The sequence below is a fragment of the Pinirhizobacter soli genome (assembly GCF_015905305.1).
Taxonomy (GTDB): domain Bacteria; phylum Pseudomonadota; class Gammaproteobacteria; order Xanthomonadales; family Rhodanobacteraceae; genus Pinirhizobacter; species Pinirhizobacter soli.
The window spans coordinates 609,248-632,165 of sequence record NZ_JADZLQ010000003.1 but is presented as its reverse complement, the minus strand read 5'-3'; the positions used below and the strand labels follow the sequence as shown (position 1 = coordinate 632,165).

Annotated in this window: 24 protein-coding genes; 12 read left to right on the top strand and 12 right to left on the bottom strand. The window is 61.9% G+C overall.

Annotated features, from left to right (window positions below; genetic code table 11):
* Positions 1–12 precede the first annotated feature (12 nt).
* The 4 genes from NDK18_RS16115 to NDK18_RS16100 all read right to left on the bottom strand — a co-directional run bounded on the left by NDK18_RS16115 (position 13) and on the right by NDK18_RS16100 (position 2,796).
* A complete protein-coding gene (locus NDK18_RS16115) occupies positions 13–846 on the bottom strand; it encodes a CPBP family glutamic-type intramembrane protease (RefSeq protein WP_250628362.1) in 834 nt (277 codons plus the stop codon).
* A gap of 139 nt (positions 847–985) precedes the next feature.
* Entirely contained in the window at positions 986–1,849 is an 864-nt protein-coding gene (locus NDK18_RS16110; RefSeq protein WP_250628361.1) for a helix-turn-helix domain-containing protein, read from the bottom strand.
* A gap of 60 nt (positions 1,850–1,909) precedes the next feature.
* Positions 1,910–2,371: a nuclear transport factor 2 family protein gene (locus NDK18_RS16105; protein ID WP_250628360.1), complete on the bottom strand. Its 462-nt coding sequence runs from the start codon at positions 2,369–2,371 to the stop codon at positions 1,910–1,912.
* Positions 2,372–2,499: 128 nt separating this feature from the next.
* On the bottom strand, positions 2,500–2,796 hold the full coding sequence (locus tag NDK18_RS16100; RefSeq protein ID WP_250628359.1) for a hypothetical protein: 297 nt from the start codon (positions 2,794–2,796) through the stop codon (positions 2,500–2,502).
* Between the two features lie 39 nt (positions 2,797–2,835).
* On the opposite strand from NDK18_RS16100, the gene NDK18_RS16095 reads away from it, so the two are divergent.
* On the top strand, positions 2,836–3,933 hold the full coding sequence (locus NDK18_RS16095) for an FUSC family protein (RefSeq protein ID WP_250628358.1): 1,098 nt from the start codon (positions 2,836–2,838) through the stop codon (positions 3,931–3,933).
* Here the strand turns inward: NDK18_RS16095 and NDK18_RS16090 are convergent.
* Complete coding sequence (locus NDK18_RS16090) at positions 3,930–4,790, bottom strand: helix-turn-helix domain-containing protein (RefSeq protein WP_250628357.1); 861 nt, start codon at positions 4,788–4,790, stop codon at positions 3,930–3,932. The genes NDK18_RS16095 and NDK18_RS16090 overlap by 4 nt on opposite strands.
* A gap of 228 nt (positions 4,791–5,018) precedes the next feature.
* On the opposite strand from NDK18_RS16090, the gene NDK18_RS16085 reads away from it, so the two are divergent.
* The 3 genes from NDK18_RS16085 to NDK18_RS16075 all read left to right on the top strand — a co-directional run bounded on the left by NDK18_RS16085 (position 5,019) and on the right by NDK18_RS16075 (position 7,956).
* Positions 5,019–5,741, top strand: coding sequence for a hypothetical protein (locus NDK18_RS16085; RefSeq protein WP_250628356.1), 723 nt, complete (start codon positions 5,019–5,021; stop codon positions 5,739–5,741).
* A gap of 126 nt (positions 5,742–5,867) precedes the next feature.
* Positions 5,868–6,752, top strand: a complete 885-nt coding sequence (locus NDK18_RS16080; RefSeq protein ID WP_250626438.1) for an MBL fold metallo-hydrolase — start codon at positions 5,868–5,870, stop codon at positions 6,750–6,752.
* Between the two features lie 262 nt (positions 6,753–7,014).
* Positions 7,015–7,956: a pirin family protein gene (locus tag NDK18_RS16075; RefSeq protein WP_250628355.1), complete on the top strand. Its 942-nt coding sequence runs from the start codon at positions 7,015–7,017 to the stop codon at positions 7,954–7,956.
* 9 nt (positions 7,957–7,965) lie between these two features.
* Here the strand turns inward: NDK18_RS16075 and NDK18_RS16070 are convergent, their stop codons facing one another.
* Positions 7,966–8,607, bottom strand: coding sequence for a dihydrofolate reductase family protein (locus tag NDK18_RS16070; RefSeq protein WP_250626436.1), 642 nt, complete (start codon positions 8,605–8,607; stop codon positions 7,966–7,968).
* Between the two features lie 134 nt (positions 8,608–8,741).
* Here NDK18_RS16070 and NDK18_RS16065 point away from each other — a divergent pair, with 134 nt between their 5' ends.
* A complete protein-coding gene (locus NDK18_RS16065) occupies positions 8,742–9,635 on the top strand; it encodes a DUF3800 domain-containing protein (protein WP_250626435.1) in 894 nt (297 codons plus the stop codon).
* Positions 9,636–9,900: 265 nt separating this feature from the next.
* Here the strand turns inward: NDK18_RS16065 and NDK18_RS16060 are convergent, their stop codons facing one another.
* On the bottom strand, positions 9,901–10,872 hold the full coding sequence (locus NDK18_RS16060) for an aldo/keto reductase (RefSeq protein WP_250628354.1): 972 nt from the start codon (positions 10,870–10,872) through the stop codon (positions 9,901–9,903).
* 18 nt (positions 10,873–10,890) lie between these two features.
* Complete coding sequence (locus tag NDK18_RS16055; RefSeq protein ID WP_250628353.1) at positions 10,891–11,700, bottom strand: EamA family transporter; 810 nt, start codon at positions 11,698–11,700, stop codon at positions 10,891–10,893.
* 137 nt (positions 11,701–11,837) lie between these two features.
* Between NDK18_RS16055 and NDK18_RS16050 the strand changes: the two genes are divergently transcribed.
* The 4 genes from NDK18_RS16050 to NDK18_RS16035 all read left to right on the top strand — a co-directional run bounded on the left by NDK18_RS16050 (position 11,838) and on the right by NDK18_RS16035 (position 15,750).
* Entirely contained in the window at positions 11,838–12,413 is a 576-nt protein-coding gene (locus NDK18_RS16050) for a CGNR zinc finger domain-containing protein (protein WP_250626432.1), read from the top strand.
* Positions 12,414–12,679: 266 nt separating this feature from the next.
* A complete protein-coding gene (locus NDK18_RS16045; protein ID WP_250628352.1) occupies positions 12,680–13,525 on the top strand; it encodes an SAM-dependent methyltransferase in 846 nt (281 codons plus the stop codon).
* Between the two features lie 105 nt (positions 13,526–13,630).
* Positions 13,631–13,933, top strand: a complete 303-nt coding sequence (locus tag NDK18_RS16040; RefSeq protein ID WP_250626430.1) for a hypothetical protein — start codon at positions 13,631–13,633, stop codon at positions 13,931–13,933.
* 11 nt (positions 13,934–13,944) lie between these two features.
* Positions 13,945–15,750 (top strand): GGDEF domain-containing protein, encoded by a 1,806-nt coding sequence (locus tag NDK18_RS16035; RefSeq protein WP_250628351.1) that lies wholly within the window; start codon positions 13,945–13,947, stop codon positions 15,748–15,750.
* A 10-nt stretch (positions 15,751–15,760) separates the two neighbouring features.
* Here the strand turns inward: NDK18_RS16035 and NDK18_RS16030 are convergent, their stop codons facing one another.
* Positions 15,761–16,378, bottom strand: a complete 618-nt coding sequence (locus NDK18_RS16030; RefSeq protein WP_250628350.1) for a TetR/AcrR family transcriptional regulator — start codon at positions 16,376–16,378, stop codon at positions 15,761–15,763.
* 139 nt (positions 16,379–16,517) lie between these two features.
* Here NDK18_RS16030 and NDK18_RS16025 point away from each other — a divergent pair, with 139 nt between their 5' ends.
* A complete protein-coding gene (locus NDK18_RS16025; RefSeq protein ID WP_250628349.1) occupies positions 16,518–17,177 on the top strand; it encodes a DUF3313 domain-containing protein in 660 nt (219 codons plus the stop codon).
* A 239-nt stretch (positions 17,178–17,416) separates the two neighbouring features.
* Here NDK18_RS16025 and NDK18_RS16020 read toward each other — a convergent pair whose 3' ends face one another.
* Positions 17,417–18,835: an apolipoprotein N-acyltransferase gene (locus NDK18_RS16020; RefSeq protein WP_250628348.1), complete on the bottom strand. Its 1,419-nt coding sequence runs from the start codon at positions 18,833–18,835 to the stop codon at positions 17,417–17,419.
* Between the two features lie 195 nt (positions 18,836–19,030).
* On the opposite strand from NDK18_RS16020, the gene NDK18_RS16015 reads away from it, so the two are divergent.
* Together NDK18_RS16015 and NDK18_RS16010 are read left to right on the top strand one after the other, a co-directional pair.
* The gene (locus NDK18_RS16015; protein WP_250626425.1) at positions 19,031–20,056 is read left to right on the top strand and encodes a sterol desaturase family protein; all 1,026 of its coding nucleotides are present in this window, start codon (positions 19,031–19,033) and stop codon (positions 20,054–20,056) included.
* Positions 20,056–20,559 carry a discoidin domain-containing protein gene (locus NDK18_RS16010; protein ID WP_250628347.1) on the top strand — a complete coding sequence of 168 codons (504 nt, stop codon included), beginning with the start codon at positions 20,056–20,058 and terminating at the stop codon, positions 20,557–20,559. Before NDK18_RS16015 ends, NDK18_RS16010 begins: the two co-directional genes overlap by 1 nt.
* 5 nt (positions 20,560–20,564) lie before the next feature.
* Here NDK18_RS16010 and NDK18_RS16005 read toward each other — a convergent pair whose 3' ends face one another.
* Both NDK18_RS16005 and NDK18_RS16000 read right to left on the bottom strand, forming a co-directional pair.
* A complete protein-coding gene (locus tag NDK18_RS16005; protein ID WP_250628346.1) occupies positions 20,565–21,989 on the bottom strand; it encodes a nicotinate phosphoribosyltransferase in 1,425 nt (474 codons plus the stop codon).
* Between the two features lie 38 nt (positions 21,990–22,027).
* Positions 22,028–22,885 carry a helix-turn-helix domain-containing protein gene (locus NDK18_RS16000; RefSeq protein ID WP_250626422.1) on the bottom strand — a complete coding sequence of 286 codons (858 nt, stop codon included), beginning with the start codon at positions 22,883–22,885 and terminating at the stop codon, positions 22,028–22,030.
* Positions 22,886–22,918: the final 33 nt, after the last annotated feature.

The following is a 22,918-nucleotide window of genomic DNA, read 5'->3' as shown; positions in this document are numbered from 1 at the left end:
CCGCCGGAACGCTCAGGCAAGCGCCGTTGCCGATGGCGCCCTGCGGAATTTCGCCGATGCCAGCACCACGATAGTGGCGCAAACCAGCTCCAACAGGGCGAAAGCGATGAAGCCCAGCTGATTTCCCTGGCCAGAGCGATCCACCAGCACGAAGAGGTTCAACGTAAGGTTCGTGGCCGTATGGAACAGCAACGTCGCCAACAGGCTGCGCCGGGCGCCGAAGTAGGCCCAGACGAACAAGGTACGTCCAGCCACGGTAAATATCAGGAACGCCCAGAACGGCAGGAACGACTGGGTCAGCCCGACGATAAAGAAGAGCGGAAGGTGCCACAGGCCCCAGATCCCGCCCAGCAACGGTGCCATCAACATTGGTGCCCGGTGCTCGGTCATGCGGTCGATCGCATAACCCCAGCCAAACTCCTCGTTCACCGAACCACCAATGAAGAACAGCATGAGGATCACCATGGGTATCTGCGCCACCGGCACCGCGAGTTCCGAGGCCGGTCCGCCGTGCGAAGCGTAGATCCAGGATGCCGCCCATCCCAGCAGGGGCGACAGCAGTAGCGCCGGCAGGAGGTAGGTGAATCCGATACGCCAGGCAAGCGCCCGGCTGGCGAATTCGCGCACGGCGCGCCACCCGCCGTCCCTGTAAACCCACACGAATCCCATCACGAAAGGCGCGAAGGAGCCCGCCACGATGGCAACCACCTGCATGCCACCGGGAAGATCGATAACCCCGTGTGCGGCAAGCGCGGGGAGCAGCCAGATACACCAGCTCAGGACGAACGTGGCGATAAGAAAGGAAAGGAGGGAAGTTCGGTAGCGGCTAGTCGCAGTGTCTGGCATTGCACGATCCCCCATGTAGGTTTTAACGCGGCTCAGCGCTGGACCGGCGACGCCAAGACCCAGGCCGCATCGTCGGCGATGCCAAATTCTGGTGGAGGAGAATAACCAAGCCAGGCGGCACCCAAGCGTGCCGAAGGGCCTAGACGTGCCTTCCGGGCTTCGCTTTCCCTGCCGCAAGGTCTGCGCACACGCCCGCGGTGAAATCGTCCGCCGGGAACGTGCAATCGATCCGTATTTCATCGAGCGTCACGTCGTAGGGCGCGGCGAAGGTGGTGAACGTTTCGAAGAACCGGAGTTCGCCCAGCTCGCTGTGGAAGGTGAAGGTAACGATGGGCGAGGGTTCGTCGCCCAGCTCGCGCTCCCGCCAGCGCGCCGGGACGTCAGGATAAGCGAAGATTTCGTCGAGCAGCTGGTGCGTCCGGCGATCGGTCGGATTGGCGGTGAGATCGTCGTGCAGGTGCCGGATGAACCGGGCCGCCACTTCATGCCAATTGGCGATTACCGGCCGGAAGTCATCGGGGTCGAAAATCTGGTGCAGGAGATTGCCGTGCCGCAACGGCCGTCCTTTCATCAGGATCTGGTTGAGCCTGGTGGCCGCCTTATTCGTGGCCAGCACGTCCCAATGCCGGCTTACCACGAAAGCCGGATAGGGTTCCTGATGCGCGAGGATCAGGTCCACCGCCTGGCGCACGCGATCAAGCGCGGGGGCGGTGAGTAAACGTTCCGGGTGCATGGCAGCAAAACCGGCCGCACGCAGCAGCGCATTGCGCTCCCTGAGCGGCATGCCCAACGCATCGGCCAGACGCGATACGGTATCGCGGCTGGCCCGTGCCTTGCCGGTTTCGACACAGCTCAAGTGCCGGGTGGAGATGCCCGTTTCCAGCGCCAGGTCGAGCTGGCTCAGGCGTCGTGCTGCGCGCCATTCGCGCAGCAACGCGCCGATCGGTGGATGGGATGCGGTGGCCGGGGAGGTGGCGATGGCAAATCCTTCGAGCGATGCCACGCAAGCATAACCTTGGGATATTCCCGCCTGCAAAACCCACCATTACCCCGGCCCCGGGGTTCATTTGCCTGTCGGAGCGTTGTGGATCTGGGTGAAGATCACCTGCCACTGGCCGCCGCGTTTGGCCCAGACGTCGACGAAGCGCGCATGCAAGGTGAAAGGCTTGCCATGATCGATGCCCTTCGCATCGACGAAGCCGCCCAATGCTGCGCCGTCGGACCATACCTTGCTTACCTGCTGGCTGATCGCGACGTAGGTGGTCTTGCTGCCCGGCGCGACGAACGCGGCAATGGTCTCGCCCTTGGTTCGGTTTCCGCCATCCAGGTTTGCCAGCGTGTAGTCATCGGCGAGATACCGCTCGAGCCCGGCCCGGTCGGCTTTCGTTTGAGCCACGTCATACGCCGTGGCCGCGGTGGCAAGGTCCGGGGGAAGGCCACGGTAGTCGCCCACGCCCTCCTCCGCATGAGCCGGCAGCACGAACCATGCCCCCACGAGGATCCAGGTCAAGCTTGCTGCTCGCATCGGAAGTCTCCCGGTTTTAATGACACGGTGAGTGTTTCCCGTGCCCTTGTTCCCGGCAATGACCTGGCAGGTCAAATGGACCTGGACAACCATCAGAAGGCCTCGCGTATATTCCCTCCCCAGGAAAACTACCCACGCACACGATGCCCACAGACACCATCGCGCCACCGCAAGATCCTGCCGTGCGTAGAGGCCGCGTGGCCCAATCCCTGGCCGCGGCCGTCGTCACCATACTGGCCGCACTGGCCACCCTGGCCTGCGCCTTGGCGATCACACCAGAACCCGGCCCTGCCGTACTCGCCGTCGTGCTGTGCCTGTCCTTCTCGCGTAGCCACCTGGACCATGACCTGCGTGGCCGGCTGGAAGCCGCCGTTGCGCTCCCCCTCGTCGGCCTGGTTGCCGTGGGAGTCGGCGGCTTGCTCCACCACATGCCCTGGGTGGGTGCGGTTGTATTCGTGGCAGGCATGTTCGTGTCGATCTGGGTGCGGCGGTTTGGCCTGATGGCCAAGCGCGCGGGCTCGCTTCTCGCGTTGCCGTTTGTCGTGATTCTCACAACGCCCCATATGCCGGCCACGCATGGAGGGCATCTCAGGGCGATCCTCATACCGATCATCGTCGCGCTGCTGGCCCTGGCCTGGGTTGCCGCCTTTCAAGCTGCGGCTCGTAGTCTTGGCATACTGCCGCCGCCACGCAAGGCGACGACGGCCGTGGTTGCTTCGCCTCCGGAAGGTTCGTTACGCCCGTCGGCCAGCACGCGCATGGCCATTCAAATGGCCGTTGCGCTGGCCGCATCTTTTTTCGTCGGCTACCTCTTCTTTACCGAGCGCTGGGCATGGATCGTGCTCACCGCCTTCATCGTCAACAGTGGCAATCGGGGCCGGCTGGATGTGGCCTACAAGAGCGTGCTTCGAGTTGCCGGGGCGTCGGCCGGAACCATGGTTGCGCTAACGCTCGCCATCCATGTCGGCGGCCACGACGCCATCACCGCGGCGCTCATTCTTGCTGCCCTCTTCCTTGGCCTGTGGCTTCGCCCGTTGAACTATGCATGGTGGGCGCTGTTTATAACCATCGCACTGGCCTTGCTGCAGGGGTTCAGTGGCGCGACTGCGCAGGGCATCCTGTGGACCCGTCTGGAGGAAATCGTGATCGGCGCCCTCATCGGCGTCGCATCCGCGTGGGCGGTATATCCGGTCAAGTCCACCGCGGTGTTGCGCCGGCGCATCGCCGATACATTGGCAGCGTTATCCGATGCATTCGACCCAGCTACCGAAGAAAGAAAACCAGACGCCTTTGTTGCCGCACTCGATCAGGTAGAACAAGTCGCACCAGCGTTCAGGGCAAGTCGCCTGTTCACGCCCTGGCTCAAAACAGTGCATCCCGCGGATTGGATCGACGCCTTGTTCGCCTGCCGCAACCCTGCCATGGTGCTGATCAACGAAGGCGCCACCCCAGGCGAGGTACGTAAAAGTGTGGGCGCCGCCCGCAGGGCCATGCGCGAACCGGAAACGCTCTTGCCTGCCCTGCAGGCCTTGCGCGATGCCATGGCAACGCGACCCGGCTAGGGATGCATCCGGCGACAACCCAGCTTGCGCCGCAGCTGCTTGAGCGTCACCTGCCGTAGCTGCTCGCGCAATTGCCTGGGCGAGCGTCCCAGCGTTTGGTGGAACGCATCGGTCATGTGGCTGTGGCTATTGAAACCCACATCGCAGGCGAGCGCCGCCAGGTCGTCTTCGCCTTCGGCCAGACGGTCGATGGCATTGCCAAGGCGCTGCCGCACACGGAACTGGCGTAGCGATTGCCCGGTATGTTGACGAAATATGCGGGACAGGTGGAACGGCGAACAGCCCGCCATCCCCGCCAGCACCTGGACACTGAGATTCTCCCCAGCGTGGCCGATGATTGCTTCCTCCACCTTGGCCACCTGCCGTGCCGCCACAGGTCGGGATAGTCGCGACGGCTTCCTGTTTTCCTGGATCAATCGATCAAAAAGTTCGAACAACAAGTCCTCCCCGTCGATCGTCGAAGCATCGTCACGCCGCAAGCCGAGCAACAGTTCGACGTGAGTCATCTGAAGCGCCATGTCATGGCCGAATACGCAGGCCGAGGACGTTGAGGCCTGCGCCAGGCCGAACATATCGAGCGCCGCCTCATCCAGCAGGACATCAGTGCAGCAATCACATCCCTCACGATCAGGATGTGTCACCCGATATTCGATGTTCCTGCGAATCAGCACCGCCTGCCCTGGCCGTGCGAAATAGGTCTTGGCACCGACGTGCATGGCGAAGGATCCACGGCGGGTAAAAAGGACGCGCGCCGGATCGTCGCCCTGCACGTAGCCGCAATCCACGCGCGGATGCCTGCACACGTGGCTGACCACCTTGAAGTGCGCTGAATGCAACACCGTCTGCATGATCGACATCGGCACTGCTCCGCAACGAGCCAAGCTGCCCCGGATTTCGATCATACGCCGAGTTTGCGGCCGTAGAAGCCTTCTCCATCCGCACGCCGTCCCGCCCACGAACGAGCACGTTTCTGGAAGCGTGCCGCTGCGCCGGGTAGCACGCTTGCGGTGCGTAACCACCAGGATCTCGGTATCTGACACCGCGATCCGCGCCCGCGTTTGCGCCCAAAATACGAGGAGAGTCCCATGAACAAACTCATGTGCGCCCTACTGGCCGCCTGCAGTGTCGTTGCCGCGGCTCAAGCCACCCAACCGGATCCGTTCGACTTCGGCCGCGACTTCAACCCCATGCTTTACCCGAAAGATGCCCGCCCGTTCGACAAGAGCATCTACGGCTGGGGCGATGCATCGGTGCAATGGCTCTACGCGCAGCCCTTCGACAAGAACCCATTCTTCGATGCCACCGGCGCCAATTGCGGCGTGGCGCAGCAAGGCCCTGTATGGTTCCTTGCACCGATTGCATCGATGGCGGCCGGCAGCTTTACGCGCGCCTGCACGATTCCGCGCGGCAAGGCGATCCTGTTGATTGCCCAGTTCGTCAGCGACACCTATCCGTGCCCGGATCCCGCCTTCACCCCGCCAGCGGGCATGTCGCTCTACGACTTCCTGGTGGCCGACTCCGAAACCTATCTGATGACGAAGAAGCTCGACATCACGCTCGACGGCCGCCCGGTGCGCAATGCGCTGGACTACCACTACATCTCGGAGAACGTGTTCTCCCTGAAGGGTGACCCCAGCTTGCAGGCACCCCTTGACCCTTGCATCACCACGAACTGGCAACCTGTGGTGGCCAACGGCTGGTATTTCATGTTCCGGCCACTATCTCCGGGCATGCACACCATCGTGCGCAAAACCACCAGCACCATGGGAACCACCAACACGTTTACTTACTACTTGACGATCAAATGAATTGACCCAGGCGCCAAGCCCTCCGGCCAGTCAACGGAGGGCTTCCAGCCAGATGAAGGAATTGGCTCGACACATCAATGCGCCGGTACTAGATTTGGGTTTGACTAACCCAGGCGTCGACTCGCCATGTCGCCACATGACGCTCAGCACCCGTCGGTCGAGGCATTCTTCCACGCCGATACCGGCACTTTTTCGTATGTCGTTCACCATGCGGGCTCGGCGGTGGTGATCGACCCGGTGCTCGACTACGATGCCGCCGCGGCAAGAACCGGCACCACCTCCGCCGACCAGGTAGCAGCGTTCGTTCGGGATCGGCAGTTGAACGTGGCGTGGATCCTTGAAACCCACGCGCACGCCGACCATCTGAGCGCCGGCAACTACCTGCGCGACCTACTCGGCGCCCAACTGGCGATTGGCCGGAAAATCGTCGGTGTGCAGTCATACTTCAAGGCAGTGTTCGATCTCGGCGACGAGTTCACGCCCGACGGGAACCAGTTTGATCGGCTGCTCGACGAGAACGATGCATTGCCGGCCGGCGACATGATCGTCCACGTGATGGCCACACCCGGCCACACCGAGGACGGCCTTACCTATCTGATCGGCGATACCGCTTTTATCGGCGACACGCTCTTCGCCCCGGACATCGGCACCGCACGATGTGATTTTCCGGGTGGTGATGCGACCCTGCTATACCGATCGATACAGAAGATCCTGTCATTGCCCCCGGATACGCGCATTTTCCTCTGCCACGATTATCCTCCTGCCGGTCGAACACAGGCAGCTGAAAGCCGCATTGCGGCGCAACGGGAAAACAACGTGCATGTTGGCAAGGACACCGCCGAGACAGACTTCGTCGCCATGCGGCGCACGCGTGACGCGGGACTTGCGGTTCCCAGGCTGATTCTTCCGGCGCTGCAAGTGAATATCCGGGGCGGCCGCCTGCCGGAGCCCGATGAACATGGCGCGGTGTTTCTGAAGCTCCCTCTGAATCGGATCGGACGCAACGCCTGACGCCAAACCTACTGCCTGGGGGACGACCATGAATTCGATCCACGAGCAAGGTGAGTCACTGTCACAAGCTGCAAGAATCGCGGGATTCGCTTTCGTGTTCTCGAAGTTCGTCGTAGTGGCTGCGAACTTCTTGACGCCACCATCAACGCCTGGTGGTTCGACATGCCCATATTCCTTTTCGAAGTGACGTTGGGCCTTTGGCTGCTGTTCAAAGGCCTAAGGCCCACTGCGTTGGCAACACCCCATTTGAGCAGGTGATTCCATGACCCATACCGAACAGCATCCCCGTAAGTCCGATACCCACACCGGCCCCGTCGTGGAGCGCATCAACACACGGGGAGCGGATGTCGGCGGCCTGCCCATCCACCGGGCCCTGCCCACGTCCGCGCGCCGCATGGTGGGCGCCTGGTGTTTCATGGATCACGCCGGGCCCGTAGATGCCAATTCTGGGCACGGCCTGCATGTGGGCCCGCATCCGCATATCGGCCTGCAGACCTTCACCTGGATGATCGAGGGCGAGATCATGCATCGCGACACCCTGGGCTACGAGCAGTTGATACGCCCGGGCCAGGTCAACCTGATGACGGCCGGCCGTGGCATTGCCCACGCGGAAGACGAAGCATCGCCTGCGACCGGTCGCCTGCACGCGGTGCAACTCTGGATCGCGCTTCCCGAGGCCGAACGCCATCGGCCACCGGCCTTCCAGCACTACCCGATCCTGCCCATCGTCGACCAGGGCGGCTTCCGCGTGACCGTGCTGGTTGGCGAAGCCTTCGGGCAGCATGCTGCACCGGAGGTCTATTCGCCCTTGGTCGGCATGGATTTCACGGCCAGCGATGCGGCGCGCGTGGTGGTACCCCTTCAATCGAATTTCGAATACGCCGTGCTGGTGCTCAGCGGGGAGGCCCGGATCGAAGGTGAAGCATTGGAACCGGACACCCTGCTTTATCTCGGCAGCGGCCGGGAGCAGCTGGATCTGCAATGCAGCTCCGCATGCCGGCTCGTGCTTATCGGTGGTGAACCCTTCGGCGAGGAAATTCTCCTTTGGTGGAATTTCGTCGCCCGGCGTCCCGAGGAAATGGAAGAAGCCACGGCCGCCTGGAATGAGCACCGGCATTTCGGCGAGGTCAAGGGCAGTCCGTCGCCCCGGCTTGTCGCTCCGCCCGTGCCTGCACTGCGCCAACCAGCGCCACCTTTCAGCTGATTACATCCCTCACCGGCTGAGCACGATATGCGTCGCGTGCTCGGTCACCGCTTGCTCCACCACGTTGAATCCCATTGCAGGCAGGTCGATGCCCCGGAACATGGCCTCGCCCTGCCCCAGCAGGACGGGGGCGATGGCGAAGTGGATTTCGTCGATAAGCCCCGCCTGGAGATAGTGCCTTACCGTCGACACGCCGCCGCCGATCTTGATGTCCTTGCCACCGGCGACGGCCCGGGCTTGCCCTAGCGCGGCTTCGATGCCCGCGGTCACGAAATGAAACGTCGTGCCGCCCTCCATCACGATGGGGTCGCGCGGGTAGTGCGTAAGAATGAACGTGGGCGCGTGATAGGGCGGATCTTCTCCCCACCAGCCCTTCCAGTTCATGTCCGGCCAGTCGCCGCGGATGGGGCCGAACATGTTTCGGCCGAGGATGAAGGCGCCAAAACCGTCCATCGAGCGGTGGGCATACTGTTCGTCGACGCCCTCCGAGCCTCCGCTTTCACCGATCATCGTCTTGAAGCTCTTCGTGCCGAAGAACCACTGGAACAGCTCCCGTCCGCGCTTGCCTAGTGGATTCTCAAGACTCTGCTCAGGCCCAGCCCCAAATCCATCGATGGAAAGCGAAAAGCCGGCGACCCGAATCTTCGACATGGCAATCTCCAGAGTTGGGCGATCGGTTACTTAGATCACGCGATAAACGAAGCTGCGCATGCATCGTAGGCTGGCATGCCATCCGATTGATATAGTGGGGACAGCCAGCTTATCCAATTTGGATCGAGGAACACATGGCAAAGCGTGGATCGTTCAAGGAAGAATCTCAGAATTCCATCGCACCTGGTCAATTTGCGCTTCCGTTCGAGGGACGGACAAGCGAGGAAGGCAGACCCGCGCTTTCGTCACCCACGACGCCATTTAGCAACTACATTGTCTATGTGGACGAAAGTGGCGACCACGGCCTGGAAACGCTTGACCCGAACTACCCCATTTTTGTTCTGGCGTTTTGCATATTTCACAAGCGCCACTACGCTCAGAGCGTCGTCCCGTCCGTTGAGATGTTTAAGTTCAAGCATTTTGGGCACGATACGGTACTGCTTCATGAGCATGAAATACGCAAGGAAAAGGGCGTCTTTCGTTTCAACGATCGCCTCCACAAGGAGGCGTTTATTGACGAGCTGACGGAGATTATCTACACAAGCAAGTTTATTCTAGTCAGCTGTGTCATCGACAAGGCGAGGCTGCGAGAAAGGTCACAGCTAGCCAGCAACCCTTATCACCTGGCACTTGGGTTCTGTCTTGAGACGCTCTATGAATTTTTAGAAGAGAAGAAGCAACAAGACGACCCCACGCACGTTGTTGTCGAATGCCGCGGCAAGAAAGAGGATCGCGATCTCGAACTGGAATTCAGACGAGTATGTGCCGGTGCAAATCGATGGGGAAAGCAATTACCCTTTAACATCATCTTCGGCGACAAAAGGACGAATTCGTCGGGGCTTCAGCTGGCTGACCTCGTCGCAAGGCCGATCGGCTTGTCAGTCATCAGGCCGGACGGATTGAATCGTGCTTTCGAGATGTTAAAACAGAAATTCTTCTGCAAGGGCGGCAGGTCGAAGCTCGGCATCGACTATGAGGGGTGGGGGCTGAAAATTTTCCCTCCTCAAGAAAGCGAAAAGCCCCGATGAACTCACCGAGGCTATGACGCCGACCGGGAACCCCCAGTCCATTTAGCTATCTATTCTAGGCGAGTCGCCCTCAATTGCAAGAGACCGCAGCCTCTTACTGCGTCCGGACTCATCTGCGGCATCCAGCCGGGGCCGGATAAGCCGGATGAACGCCGCGGGCTATCCGCGATCAACCGCGGCCACTGGGGCGAGTGACCGGTCTGAGCTCGGCGTCTGGGCATGCCACCTGTGCTTTCTGCTCAATCGCACCAACCTTGCTTCTTGACTATGCGTGGCCCAAGACTCGATGTGGCTGGTAAGCAGCTTCAAGGCTTGCGCACTCTGCGGGTGACAACTCCAGTCCCACCACCTCAACCGCCTGCTCAAGATGAGCCATCCTGGTAGCACCGATGATCGGTGACGTCACGCCCGGCTGTTGCAGCAACCAGGACAAAGCCACCTGCGCCTGCGGCACACCGCGGTCATGGGCGACACGCGCCACGGCATCGACCACCTGGTAGTCGCTTTCGGTGTAGTACAGCTCATGGGCGAAGGCGTCGCTGCCCACCCGCGTGGTGGCCTCCGCGCCACGCGGTCGGGTCAGGAAGCCACGCGCCAGCGGACTCCACGGAAGAATTCCGATGCCTTCGGCGCGACACAGTGGCAACATCTCGCGCTCTTCTTCGCGGTACACCAGGTTGTAGTGGTTCTGCATCGAGATGTAACGGGCCCAACCGTGTCGTTCGGAGGTCATCAATGCCTTCTGGAACTGCCACGCATACATGCTCGATGCACCGATGTAGCGAGCCTTGCCCGAACGCACGATGTCGTTGAGCGTCTCGAGCGTCTCCTCGAGAGGCGTTTCATCGTCCCAACGGTGCACCTGGTACACATCGACATAATCCATGCCAAGGCGTTCGAGCGAGGCATCGATCGCATCAAGCAGATGCTTGCGTGACAGTCCCCGCTGGTTGGGGCCTTCGCCCATGGGATAGAACGCCTTGGTGGCCACCACCACTTCGTCGCGCCGCGCGTAATCGCGCAGCGCGCGGCCCAGGACCCGCTCGCTTTCACCGTCGGAGTACATGTTGGCGGTATCGAAGAAGTTGATGCCCAGCTCAAGCGCACGCCGGATGATCGGTCGGCCTTCTTCTTCGGTCAGTATCCAGGCTCTCGACGTGGGCGCGCCGTAACTCATGGCGCCCAGGCACAGCTGCGACACCTTCAATCCACTGCGTCCGACATTGATGTACTGCATAACCACTCCTGCGTTTGACTAAGGGGCCGGTCGGTGAAGTGCAACGCCAGCGGCCACAAGCCCCACGCCGACGTTCTCGAAAAACGTGGGAATCTGACCGAGCACGATCACGCCGATGATCACCGCCGTCGCGGGCAGCAGCGCAACGAACAGGGCATAGGTGGAGCGCGGCAGGCGGCTCATCGCCAGTTGGTCGAACACATAGGGAATCACCGACGAGCTGATCCCCACTGCCACGCCGGCGCACAGCGTGATGGGATCGAGCAGCGCGGGAACGGCGTCACGGAAGCCCAATGGGGAGATGATCACCCCGGCCAGCATCATCGAGGCACCCAGGCGATCGATGGGGCTGGTGGCAGGGTCTGCCCGCGCAACGCCGTGCGCCAGAACGATGTAGAGCGTGAACAACACGGCATTGGCAAACGCCCAGGCGAAAGCCAGCGGTGTTCCCGCAAGTCGCACATGGGTCAACATGTAGACGCCTGCCACCGTGAGGGCGAGCGCCATCATGTTTCGCTGTGATCGCGCCCCTGCCAGCGCCAGGGCAACGGGCCCCATGAACTCGATGGCCGCCACCGTACCCAACGGCAACTCGGCGATGGCGCGATAGAAGCAGTAGTTCATGACGGCGAAGACGGCACCCAGGGCGACGATCATCCATCGCGTGTGGCTTGCCGCCGCCAGGAAAGCCCGCCAGGGCCGTCGCCACACGGCGAACACCACCGCGGCGGACACGATGCGCAGCCATGCCACTCCCGCCACCGGCACCCGGGCGAACAGCAGCACGGCGAACGACGGACCCAGATAGTGGAAGATCGCGCTGCCCACGAAAAACGCGTGCGGCGGTATCCGCTGCAGGAGCGGTGCTGCTGGTCTGTTTTTACCATCTATTGCATTCATGATGGTGAGACTTATAGACCCGCGGACCTCACCTGTCAAATGACAATAGATGGTAAACTTTGTTCATGGACGCCATCGACCTTGATCCGGGTGAATACCGGGGCACGTATAAACTCGTGGGTGGCCGGCTATGCCTGGATTTCGTCAACACCATCAGCTGGCCCGATACCGAACACGCGCACGATTGGTTGAGCGGGCCTGAGAACGCCAAACGCTGGTTCGCCGCCGTCGGCCTTCCTTTTCCGCGCGGCAAGGACACCGATCTTCTTGCGTTGCATGACTCGCGCCGAATGCTCGCTGCGGTGCTTACGCCATTGGCCCATGCGGAGCGGCCAAAGCATGCTTCGGTCGCGGAATTGAGCAAGGCTGCCTCGAAGGCCAACGAGGGGCGTGTGATCGATCCGGCCACGCTCACATGGAGCTGGCTACCACCGCACAATGCCTCCGAGGCGCTCTATCCAATACTGATCGATGCCGCGGAGCTCGTTACCGCCGGCAACCACGACCGCTTGCGTTTCTGCCCCTCATGCCACTGGCTGTTCGACGACCAGACCCGCAACGGCCACCGCCGCTGGTGCGACATGGCCGACTGCGGAAGCCGGGACAAGGCCCGCCGTTACTACCATCGATCGAAGTCGTAGAGGGACGGCTCTGCACGAATTCGGCAGTGCGCTGCGTAACCCCATGATTTTTCGGTCTTGCCCTGAATGCCCGGGAGCCATGACGGTCCCTGGGAAGGCCCGCCTGCAGGCCTCCTTCTCCCCCGGCCCTCTACCGAGAATGTGAGTTGTGTCACATTATGATGACGAGTTAGCGGGGACCGTCATCTAAAGCTGTTCGGGGGTCTTCACGATCCCGGCTTGGGAGTGCCCACGCCGGTCACAAATATTTTGCCTACTATCACCCGATGAACACATCCGCTCCAATATCGACCGAAGCCCGTCGCGGCAGCATCGCCTGCGTCGGCATGGGCATCACCCTGGGTTCCCACCTGACACCCCTCTCGCGCAGCCATATCGAGACGGCGGACGTCGTCTTCGCCGCGCTCTCGGACCACGTGGTGGAGCTCTGGCTGCGGCGCCTGAATCCGGAAGTCCGCAGTCTTCAACCGTACTACCGGCCGGGCAAGTCGCGGATGAAGACCTATCGCGAGTGGGTCGACGTGATGATCACCGAGGTGCGGGCGGGAAAGCGGGTCTGCGCCGTCTTCTACGGCCACCCGGGCATTTTCGCCTGGTCGCCACACAAGGTGATCGAGCTTGCACGCGCCGAGGGCTACCAGGCGCATATGGAAGCTGGCATATCGGCCGAAGACTGCCTTTACGCCGACCTGGGCATCGATCCGGGCCGTGTCGGCTGCCAGCACCTGGAGGCCAGCCAGCTGCTCTTCTTCGAGCGCAACCTGGACACCACCAGCCACGTGATCCTCTGGCAACTTGGGGTCGTCGGCGACCGCTCGCTTGGTCGTTTTCGCACACCCGATGCCTACCGGGAGCTGCTGACGGAGCGCCTCCTCCAGGACTATCCAGCCGATCATCCGGCGATCGTCTATCGCGCGCCGACCTTGCCCATCGAGGGACCGCACATCCAGCGCACGGTATTGCGCGACTTCCCTGCCGCCCAGTTCACGGGCCAGGAAACACTCGTGCTACCACCGGCGCACGCACTGAAGCCAAACGCCATCATGCGCGCGCGCCTGGATGCACTCGACGCGATCCACGGCACGGGCGCCGAACCCGCCGTTCCGGCATAGCTAAAGGAATCAAGCGGTCTGCCGCTAAAGCGACAAGCCGTACCATCACTGCGCCATAGGGCGATAGCGGGCGGTACCAAGGTCAACAGGAGCCAGGGGAAGAATATGCGCGACACCGTCGAATTGCTCGAAGCCATCGGCCGTGATGCCACGTTACGGCATGCGTCGCCAGAGGAACTAGCGCGGGCGCTTGAAGCCGCTGATGCCTCGGCCGGCTTGCGCGAACTGGCAGCCAATGGCAACGGCACGATCCTGACCGAGGAGCTGGGCCTGGTGCAGATGCATGTAGAGCACCAGAGCCAGACAAGCGGGATCGAGAGCGATGACCTCGAAGATGACCATGGCGATGGCAGGGACGACGAGCCGACCCAGCGTCCCGACGATCCTGCCGACACGCCCCCGACCTGAGCGAAACCGGGATGGCCCTCAGCTGCCTTCGCCACATGCGGTCCTGGCTGGTCCTGGTGGGGCTGGCCCTGTGGGCGCAGGTACCGCGCGGCCATGCCGATCCGGCACCGCCGGTGGCATCGGCCGGGGCGCGGCTCGCCCAGGCCGATGCCATACGCACGAAAGATCACGCGCGCTTTGTCGAAATGCTCGGCGAGCTCCATCGCGACGCGGCCGGCCTGGGGAAGAGCGAAAAGTGGTACCTGCGTTACCTCGACGGCTGGGAGGCGAACTACGAAGGGCTCTATCCGGAGGCCGAAGCCATCGTCCGGGACGTCATTGCCCATGCGGATGACGCCACACTGAGTACCCGCGCCACTGCCATGTTGATGAACAACCTGGGTGAGCAGGGCAAGTACGCAGAGGCTTACGCTATAGCGACCCGCGCCGCGGAGACGCTGCCGGCCGTGACCGACCCTTTTGCCCGATTCGTGTTGTTGGCGAACCTGTCGCAGATGCTGACCTTCGCCGGCCAGCCCGAGCTGGGACTGAAGTACGCCGACATGATGCTGAAGGCCACGCCGGCCGGCCAATCCCCTTGCCAGGCCATGGTGCAGCAAGTCACCGCACTGGAGGGTTCCCGCCAGCTGACTTCCCGCAGCCCCCAGTTGCTCAACACGATCGACATCTGCAAGGCGGACCGCCAGCCGATTTTCGCCAACACCATGGCGCTCATCCTGGTGGATCGCCTGTTCGAGGAACACAAGCCGGTCGATGCCCTGGCGACCATTCAACGCATCAAGCCCGCCATCCAGGCAAGCCAGTACTTTCCACATATCATCAGCCTGGCCAGTCAACGCGCCCAAATCTACGAACAAATGGGCAATGCCGCCGAAGCACGGAAAGCCGCGCTTGAGACTATTGCCATGGGCCATCCCGGGGATGTCAATGAAGCGCTGCGGTTCGGCTACCGCGTGCTGTACTCGATTGAAAAGGCACAGGGGCATTACGCCAGCGCACTGAACTACTACGAACACTATGTCGTCCAGGACCAGGGCTATTTGCGCGATGCAAATGTCAGGAACGTGGCCTACGAAGCTGCACGCCAGCATTTCCTCGCCGAGAAGCTCGAGACGGAGGGTCTGAGCAAGGAGAACCGCATCTTGCGGCTCCAACAGGCGTTCGATGGCAAGGCGGTGGAGGCGAGCCGTCTCTACATCGTGATGATGTCGCTCGTCCTGCTTTCGATCATTTTCTGGATGGTGCGGATCAAGCGTTCGCAACTTCGCTTCAAGGGGCTGTCCTCTTGCGATGGCCTTACCGGGATCTTCCATCACCAGCATTTCATGAGCGAATCCGAGCGTGCGCTGCGAGCGCTGGAGAAGCGGGCCGGCGACGGCTGCCTGGTATTCCTGGACCTGGATGATTTCAAGCAGGTCAACGATACGCATGGGCACGCCGTGGGTGATGCGGTGCTCAAGCACGCTGTGGCGATCTTCAAGGGCCATCTGCGCAAGGGCGACCTCCTCGGACGCCTTGGTGGCGAAGAGTTCGGCATGCTGCTGATGGATACGCCGCGATTGCAGGGCACCCTGGCTGCCGAGCGCATTCGCCTGGCGCTCGCGGCCTCGCCGCTGGTCATGGACGAGGTGGTGGTTTCCTTCTCGGCCAGTATCGGCCTGGCCTCCACCGATATGACAGGCTACGACTTGCAGAGCCTGTGCCGCGCTTCGGATGCCGCGCTGTATCGGGCCAAGCGCATGGGGCGCAACCGGGTCGTCATCGATAGCCTCGGGGACGAGACGACCGCCGTATCCACGACTCCTCGCACGGCTTGAGTTGAACCAGTTACCTGGGCAGCGCACCGGATAAATACATGTCCACCGCGCGCCTGGCCATGCCTCGAATGGCCGTGCGGCCAATGGGCTTGGGCTCACGCTCGAAGAGCCGTGATTGAATCTCGGCGGGAACCAGCGCGATGAAATGCTGGGCCGTGACATGGGCGTCGCCCCGGACCAGCAATCCACGCTTCATGGCTGCAGCCAATACCTTCGATAGCGCGGCAATCGCCTCAGTGGGGCCTGATTCGTGGAAAAGCCGTCCCACGTCCGAGCGCCCGGCCTCGCCCATGACCATCCGATAGCAGGCCATGGCGCGCGTGTCGTCAGTAAGCACGCGAAGCATTCCCTCGGCGAAATGCAAAAGGGTTTCCCTGAGCGCGGCGACATCCTCGTTGTCGGCTTCCAGGTTCGCGGCGGCTTCGGAGAGGTGCCCTGTGGCGAATTTTCGGACGACGGCCTCGAACAGCTGATCCTTCGATTCGAAATAGCCATAGAGGGTGCCCTTGGAGCCACCCAATCGCTTCGCCAGTTCGTTCATCGAGGCGCCGTCGTATCCGAACTCCTCGAACAGCCCGGCGGCTGCCTCGACGATCGCCGCCCTCCTGGCATCGGTCCTTACCTTCATGCGCATTCCTCATAAGAGAACCCAACTGTACGCTTTTTGTTGACACGGGGAAAATCCCGGGCCATTATCGTACCGTACTGTACGGTTTTGTTATGCACCTGCCCAGCATCACCGATCCCCTTACTCCCGGAACGCACCCATGAAACGATTCGCATCGCCTGTCGCCGCCATCGCGCTAGCGCTTTCACTCGCTGCCTGCTCGGCGCCGACACGCCCACTTCCGTATACGGGCCTGGACTCTTCGCCCGTGCTCCGGCCCAGCGGGAAACCCGCTGGACGCGTTCCTTTCGAGTACTCATCGCCGACGGACTTCAAGCGCTATTCGAAGGTCCTTGTTGAGCAAGTCACCATCTACCGGGGTCCGGATAACCAGTTCGAGAAGGTTTCCGAGGAAGGCAAGCGGGAGCTCGCCCGTTACATGCAGGCCGAGTTCGGCCAGGCGCTGCAACAGAAGTTCGCCAACAGCTCGATGCCTGGGCCGGGAACACTGCGCATTGCCCTTACCCTCACGGGCGCCAAGCCGACGAAGCAGTTCCTTGGAACCTTCACTAAGTTCGACCTGGGCGGTGGTCCTTACAACGTGGTGCAATCCATCCGCGGCAAGGAGGGCCTGATGAGCGGCTCGGTCAGTTATGCGGTGGAGGTCTACGACTCGCAGACGAACGAGCTACTTGCTGCTTATGTCGCCAAGCAGTATCCAAGCGCGATGAACGTCAAGGCGAGTATTGGTGCCCTGAGTGCATCGAAGACGGGACTGAAGAAAGGCGCCGCCGATCTTCTGGCAAGGCTCGACTCATAGCCCATGCACAGGTGACGTCGCGATGAATAGTCCATCGATCCTTGGATCAGCGTATAGCCTTCTCAACGCACTTGAGGAAAGCGACTTGGCTGGGGCGGCCGATGCATGCGCACAAATCAGGCGCCTGTCGCTGCAGTTGGGTGAGCTTTCCATCTGGTCGGCGGCGATTCGCCTGCATCCGCTGTTATGTGGACAGTGGAATGAACGTGCCGCCCGCGAGCAGGCCGTCGCTCAACTGGCTATGGAGATAGACGGCCGCTACGGGCGTCCTGGCGAGATTGAAGCCAGTGCCGCCCAAGGCTGACGCCCGTCAGTAAAGAGATCGCCAGGCAAAGCCACGCGAACACATCTCCGATACGGATATAGATCGTGGGGCCCGATCCCAGTGGTACATCGGCCACGACGCTTGTCAGGCCGGTGGGCGCCGCCATCTTCGAGGCGATCAGGCGCCCCTGGGCATCATTGACCGTCACCAGCCCATCGTTGGCCGCGCGCACCATGGCGAAGCCTCCCTCGACGCTGCGCATCACCGCCATACGTGCATGCAGCCACGCATCCAGGCCAAAGTCACCCGCAGGAACACCCACCAGACGAACGCCCTTGGCGGCGTCGGCGCGGATCGTTGCGGGGAAATCCATATCCTTGCAGATCTCCATCGCGCGGCCATCACCGAGCCAACCAGATTGCGTGCCAGGCACGAATCGATCCTCGAGGATCGGCACCGGGTGGCGCTTGGCATAGAACTGGGTGGCGGCATCCGGCTGGAATGACAGGGCGATATCGCCCGCAGGTTCCATCTGGTTGAAACCCGCGACGATGTGCACGTTTGCCTGCTTCGAAACCTCAGCCAGTTGTGCCTTGATGGCGGGCTCCCACGAAGCCATCAAAGGCATCGCACTCTCGGCAGTAACGACGAATGTGGCTCCCTGCGCCGCGGCGCTTCGTATGGCCTGCGCATAGGCTTCGACTACGGCCGAGGCGTCTTGCAGCGTTTTTGCGTGCCAGGCGTGCCCTGTGGCGGTTTCATCGACCATGGCGGCCACGCGGACGGTCTGCGGTTGAGAATGCGCCAGGCGCACCATGCCGAAGGCAACGTTGATGGCGCAAACGGCAAGGCCCGTTGCGATGGCGGCTACCGAATTCCTCTTCGCCCGAATCGCCATGGCGAGGGTGTTGGCAAACAGGCAAAGCGCGAATGTCACGGCGACGTAGCCAAACAGCGACGCGCCCTGGATCAGCAACGGCGCCGACACCTGGCTATAGGCCAGCGATCCGTACGTACCATGCGGCGAGACGACGCCAACGAGGTATTCGAATGCTGTCCAGGTGGCGGGAAACGCTATCAATACCAGCAACGCGGGCCCACGCCGTTGAACCGCCCGTGCGAACACAACGGCCATGGGAAACAGCACCACCTGTGGCGCCACCACGACAACGATGATCATTAACGGGAGCGTCGCATAGCACTGCAGGGCGTAGGCCGACCCGGCAAGGATGGCCATGGCGCTTGCGACAGCCACCTGCCACGTTGGCGCCCTTCCATAAGCCAGCCAGAGCAGAGGCACGGGGGCAAACCACGCCAACGCCCATATATCGGCGAGGCCTTGCGAAAAGTAGAACATCGCGCCACTCAATAGCGCAGCGAGCAGTACGAACATCTGGTTTTCCTCGTTGAGGGAATGGTGGCGTATCGATCTTGTATACATCGTATACGTTGAGGTATACGGCGTATACATGACCAATGGGGTGCAGCGAGCTGGCGCCACCGCCCGTCATCCGGCCCGTGTCACTTGCAGCCAAATTTAGATCGTGATAAACCGGGGTTCCAGTAACACCGGGGAGCAGTGCCAACGATGAACGTGGTGGGATGGGTGCACGACCAATTGCTCGACTTCTTTGGCCTGGGTCAGCTGCTGGGGATGATTGCCGCGGGCGACTATCGCGCCCTGCTCACCGTGAATGGCTTTGCCGCCCTGCTCAATCCGCTGCTTCCACCATTGCTGCTGTTCGAGCTGTTGCGCAGCATCGCCCTGAAGACTTTCCAGCGCGAGCACTACCAGGTTCCGTTGCTGGTGATGGTATTGAACCGGTTCATCGGCAACTTCATCACCATCGCGATGGTGGGGCTGTGTATCGGGCTGTTCCAGCGGTTCGCCCTGTTCCAGGCGGGCCTTACCTGGTACGGCTTGCTTTACGGTTACGTGGCCTGGGAGCTCTCCCATTTCGTCTACCATTTCTTCGCGCATAAGGTCAGGCTGCTGTGGTGCCTGCACTCCACGCATCACGCGCCGGTGGCGATGAACCTCAGCGTGAACTATTCGCATATCTTCCTGGAGGGAGCCTATGCCGACTTCGTGCGCACCAGCATCTGCATCCTGCTTGGCGTGAGCCCGCCGCTGCTGATCCTGATCATGATCATCGACGGCTTCTGGGGAAGTTTCATCCACCTCGGCGAGAACGTGCTGAAGAACGGCAGGCTCGGCGTGCTTGGCCGCTTCATCCTCACGCCCTCCCATCACCGCGTGCACCACGCTCGCAACGTGGTGTACATGGACACGAACTTCTGCAACCTGCTGCCCATCTGGGACCGCGTGTTCGGCACCTATGTTGAGGAGCGCGACGATATCCAGATCGAATACGGCATCACCCGCCCGGTGAAGCGTTACAGCGTACTGGACGCCTACCTGGGTGAGTTCTACCTGCTGGGCAAGGATGTCTGGAACGCGCCAGGCATCGGCAACAAACTTATGTACCTGGTGATGCCTCCGGGCTGGAGCCACGACGGCCATCACAAGACGGCCAAGGTTGCCAAGCAGGAGCTAGAGCAGATGGAAGCGCATCATCCAGGCACGTCCCAGCCCTCCCACGGATTCCACTGATGACACGGCTTTCCAACCTGATGTTCGGCGGGTTTTTCCTGCTTGTCGCCGGCACCCTGGCGGCACAAACAGCGGCCACGCCGCACGTCAATCTTGCGCTGGGCAAACCGGTGACCGGCTCACCCATATGCAAACCGGGCGAGGAAGCCAGCAAGGCGGTGAACGGCAAGGTCGCCAGCAAAACCCAGGACAAGTTCTGCACCCTGCAGACTCCCAGCTGGCTTCGCATCGACCTTCAGCAGGTGAGCCCGATCACGGGCTTCACCATCAAGCATGCCGGTGCGGGCGACGAGCCTGTATCGATGAATACGCGCGCTTTCACGCTGCGCGTATCTCCCGATGGGAAAACCTGGAAGACGGTAGTTGATGAATCGGGCAACACGGCGAGCATCACCGAACACCGCATTGCGCCGGAACGCGCGCGCTATGTGGAGCTTGACGTGACCAAGCCTACGCAAACCGACGATCCGGCCACGCGCATCTACGAAGTGGAGGTCTGGTAAGGCGGCTAAAGCCTTGCCGCGTCGGCGCGTGCGCGAATGTCCGCGAAGGCGAAATCGCTGACGATCTTCCCGTCTTCCCAGACCGTCACCATCGCATCATCGAAACCCATCGGCTTGTCGATGTCCGCCAGCGAGCGGGCCTGGGGTGGGACCGGCACCGTCTTGAACGTGCCGTATTCGCGATGCCGCAGCAAGGTCATCCGCCCCCGCTTGCTTTGCTTGCCCTTGTCGGTCACCGGATCCTTCCATACGTCGATCCACGCCCCGTTGACCCGCGCCGCCGAGCACTTGAGCGCGAACTTTTGCGTGTCGCGGTTCAATTGCTGCAGCAACGCACCGCCCATGCCGAAGGCGACGTTGTCGGTGGCATAGCCGGCGCTGGTCACCCGATCCAGGATCGCGCGGATGCTGGTGGGATTGATGCCGTCACCCTGGATCACCCGTACGTGGTTGAGCACCTTGTAGCCCTTGCCGTTCACGGTGTGGCCGAAGGCTTCGTCGAGCAATTCCAGGCATTGATGCACCACCGCCACCGGATCGCCCGAATCCGGGCGCACGACGATGGTGGCGCCCGAATCGATCACCTCCTGGCGAAGCGTCTTGCCCCAGTGCTCGGTGATGGCGTGGTAGATGTCGTAGCTATCGGACACCACCGCCACGATGGCGCCGGGTTTGGCGAACTGCCGGAGCATGTTGCGATAGGCTTCCGCCTCGTTCTGGCGACCCCAGCTGGTGATGGTGCTGTGCTCGGCAGCGGGAATCGAGAAACCGGCCATGGGCTCGTGATAGTGGGCCCTGGCCAACAAAAGCCCGGATACCGTGTCGGTGCCGAGGAAATTCACCAGGTGCGCCGCACCGCCGATGGCAGCGGACTCCACCGAAGAAACGCCGCGGGAACCGAAGTCGTGCAGCTTGAAGGGAAGCTGTCCTTCCACATCGTCGCTGGTGCGTTCGAGGAACTGCCGGATGGTCTGCTTGGCGTGCCAGCTGATCGTGGCCACGGTCACCGGATACCAGATACGCAACAGCATCGTCTCCAGGTACGAGGGCACCCAGAAGGCGGCGGGATCGGTGGACTCGATCGTCATCAGCGCCTGGTGCGTCGGCACCACGGTGCCTTCGGGCACAGCCCTTATTCGTATCGGCAACAGACCGCCGTGGTGATCGACGATATAGCGCCACCCCGCCTCGTTGAAGGGCTCTCCGTGAGCGGCGAACAGGTCGCGGGCCTCGTCGACGTGCGCATGGGTGACGGGCCTTGCGAGGTACTCCTTGAGGATCGCCTGCAGGCCGAAGAATACGGTGCGGTCGTAGGTGCCCCCGCGCGATTCCACATAGAAGAAGGTGGAATCGGTACCGGGCGGGTATTGCAGCCAGTGGCTGGCCTTGTAGCTATCGGTATTGAGCAGGAGATTATCGAGGCATTGCATGGCGCGTGGCCCGCATGGACGCTGGGGAACGGTGAATACTACCCCGCTGCAAGCTCCGACGGACTTTTGCCCAGTAGCCGGCGCATGCAACGGGCCATGTGACTGGGATGGGCGAAGCCGGTCTCCAGTGCAATGTCGCTAATGCTTTGCCTGCCTTCGAGCAGAAGGACACGGGCGCGTTCGACGCGACGCTCCATCACAAAGCGATGCACCGGCACGCCAGTGGCCTGTTTGAACATCGGCTTGAAGTGCGACACGCTGAAATCCACGATGCGAGCCAGCTCGGCCAGCGTGAGATCCTGATCGAGGTTGCTTTCGATGTACTCGATCACCTGTCGTAGACGCCATGCAGGCAGTGCGCGCGTGGTTTTGCTGCTTGCGTTGCCATGCCGCGACTGCAACGCCAGCAAGCGCACCGCAAGCGCGGTGGCGAGACTGTCGGCGAATAGCCTACCGCCGGGATAGTCGCTGTGGTCTTCGGCCTGCATCATCCAGCCGATACGTTCGACCTGTGGGTCGCGAATGTGGATCGATGGTGCCAGCGAAGCATTCTGGACACCCAAGCCCATGCTGTCCGCGGTCTCCGACAACAGCGGCGGAGACAGGCGAAGCAGCAACGATCGCGCGGGCCGGGACAACGTCCATCGCGTGCTCGAGCCGGCGGGCACCACGCAAAACTGACCGTGGATCCGCGTCCCCCTGTGCTCGCCATGGGTCGCCCGCCACGACACCGGAACCGGTTCGCCCAGATGCAGGCAAAGCACGTGACGATGGTCCACGGGCGAATCGAACAGGCCCAGGGGCACGGGGGAGGTCAACGTATCGAGCAAGGGCAACCGTCCGCCACCGGCGAGTACCGCGGACGGCGGATTGGGATAGCAATCGGGGCGGCTCATGGGCCGATCCTGCCAGAAATCATCCATCCGTGT

Excerpts from the sequence above, each read along its gene's own strand:
- NDK18_RS16115 (WP_250628362.1), bottom strand. The coding sequence starts at position 846 with ATGCCAGACACTGCGACTAGCCGCTACCGAACTTCCCTCCTTTCCTTT.
- NDK18_RS16105 (WP_250628360.1), bottom strand. The coding sequence starts at position 2,371 with ATGCGAGCAGCAAGCTTGACCTGGATCCTCGTGGGGGCATGGTTCGTG.
- NDK18_RS16095 (WP_250628358.1), top strand. The coding sequence starts at position 2,836 with ATGTTCGTGTCGATCTGGGTGCGGCGGTTTGGCCTGATGGCCAAGCGC.
- NDK18_RS16090 (WP_250628357.1), bottom strand. The coding sequence starts at position 4,790 with ATGTCGATCATGCAGACGGTGTTGCATTCAGCGCACTTCAAGGTGGTC.
- NDK18_RS16085 (WP_250628356.1), top strand. The coding sequence starts at position 5,019 with ATGAACAAACTCATGTGCGCCCTACTGGCCGCCTGCAGTGTCGTTGCC.
- NDK18_RS16080 (WP_250626438.1), top strand. The coding sequence starts at position 5,868 with ATGTCGCCACATGACGCTCAGCACCCGTCGGTCGAGGCATTCTTCCAC.
- NDK18_RS16075 (WP_250628355.1), top strand. The coding sequence starts at position 7,015 with ATGACCCATACCGAACAGCATCCCCGTAAGTCCGATACCCACACCGGC.
- NDK18_RS16070 (WP_250626436.1), bottom strand. The coding sequence starts at position 8,607 with ATGTCGAAGATTCGGGTCGCCGGCTTTTCGCTTTCCATCGATGGATTT.
- NDK18_RS16065 (WP_250626435.1), top strand. The coding sequence starts at position 8,742 with ATGGCAAAGCGTGGATCGTTCAAGGAAGAATCTCAGAATTCCATCGCA.
- NDK18_RS16060 (WP_250628354.1), bottom strand. The coding sequence starts at position 10,872 with ATGCAGTACATCAATGTCGGACGCAGTGGATTGAAGGTGTCGCAGCTG.
- NDK18_RS16050 (WP_250626432.1), top strand. The coding sequence starts at position 11,838 with ATGGACGCCATCGACCTTGATCCGGGTGAATACCGGGGCACGTATAAA.
- NDK18_RS16045 (WP_250628352.1), top strand. The coding sequence starts at position 12,680 with ATGAACACATCCGCTCCAATATCGACCGAAGCCCGTCGCGGCAGCATC.
- NDK18_RS16040 (WP_250626430.1), top strand. The coding sequence starts at position 13,631 with ATGCGCGACACCGTCGAATTGCTCGAAGCCATCGGCCGTGATGCCACG.
- NDK18_RS16035 (WP_250628351.1), top strand. The coding sequence starts at position 13,945 with ATGGCCCTCAGCTGCCTTCGCCACATGCGGTCCTGGCTGGTCCTGGTG.
- NDK18_RS16030 (WP_250628350.1), bottom strand. The coding sequence starts at position 16,378 with ATGAAGGTAAGGACCGATGCCAGGAGGGCGGCGATCGTCGAGGCAGCC.
- NDK18_RS16025 (WP_250628349.1), top strand. The coding sequence starts at position 16,518 with ATGAAACGATTCGCATCGCCTGTCGCCGCCATCGCGCTAGCGCTTTCA.
- NDK18_RS16020 (WP_250628348.1), bottom strand. The coding sequence starts at position 18,835 with ATGTTCGTACTGCTCGCTGCGCTATTGAGTGGCGCGATGTTCTACTTT.
- NDK18_RS16015 (WP_250626425.1), top strand. The coding sequence starts at position 19,031 with ATGAACGTGGTGGGATGGGTGCACGACCAATTGCTCGACTTCTTTGGC.
- NDK18_RS16010 (WP_250628347.1), top strand. The coding sequence starts at position 20,056 with ATGACACGGCTTTCCAACCTGATGTTCGGCGGGTTTTTCCTGCTTGTC.
- NDK18_RS16005 (WP_250628346.1), bottom strand. The coding sequence starts at position 21,989 with ATGCAATGCCTCGATAATCTCCTGCTCAATACCGATAGCTACAAGGCC.
- NDK18_RS16000 (WP_250626422.1), bottom strand. The coding sequence starts at position 22,885 with ATGAGCCGCCCCGATTGCTATCCCAATCCGCCGTCCGCGGTACTCGCC.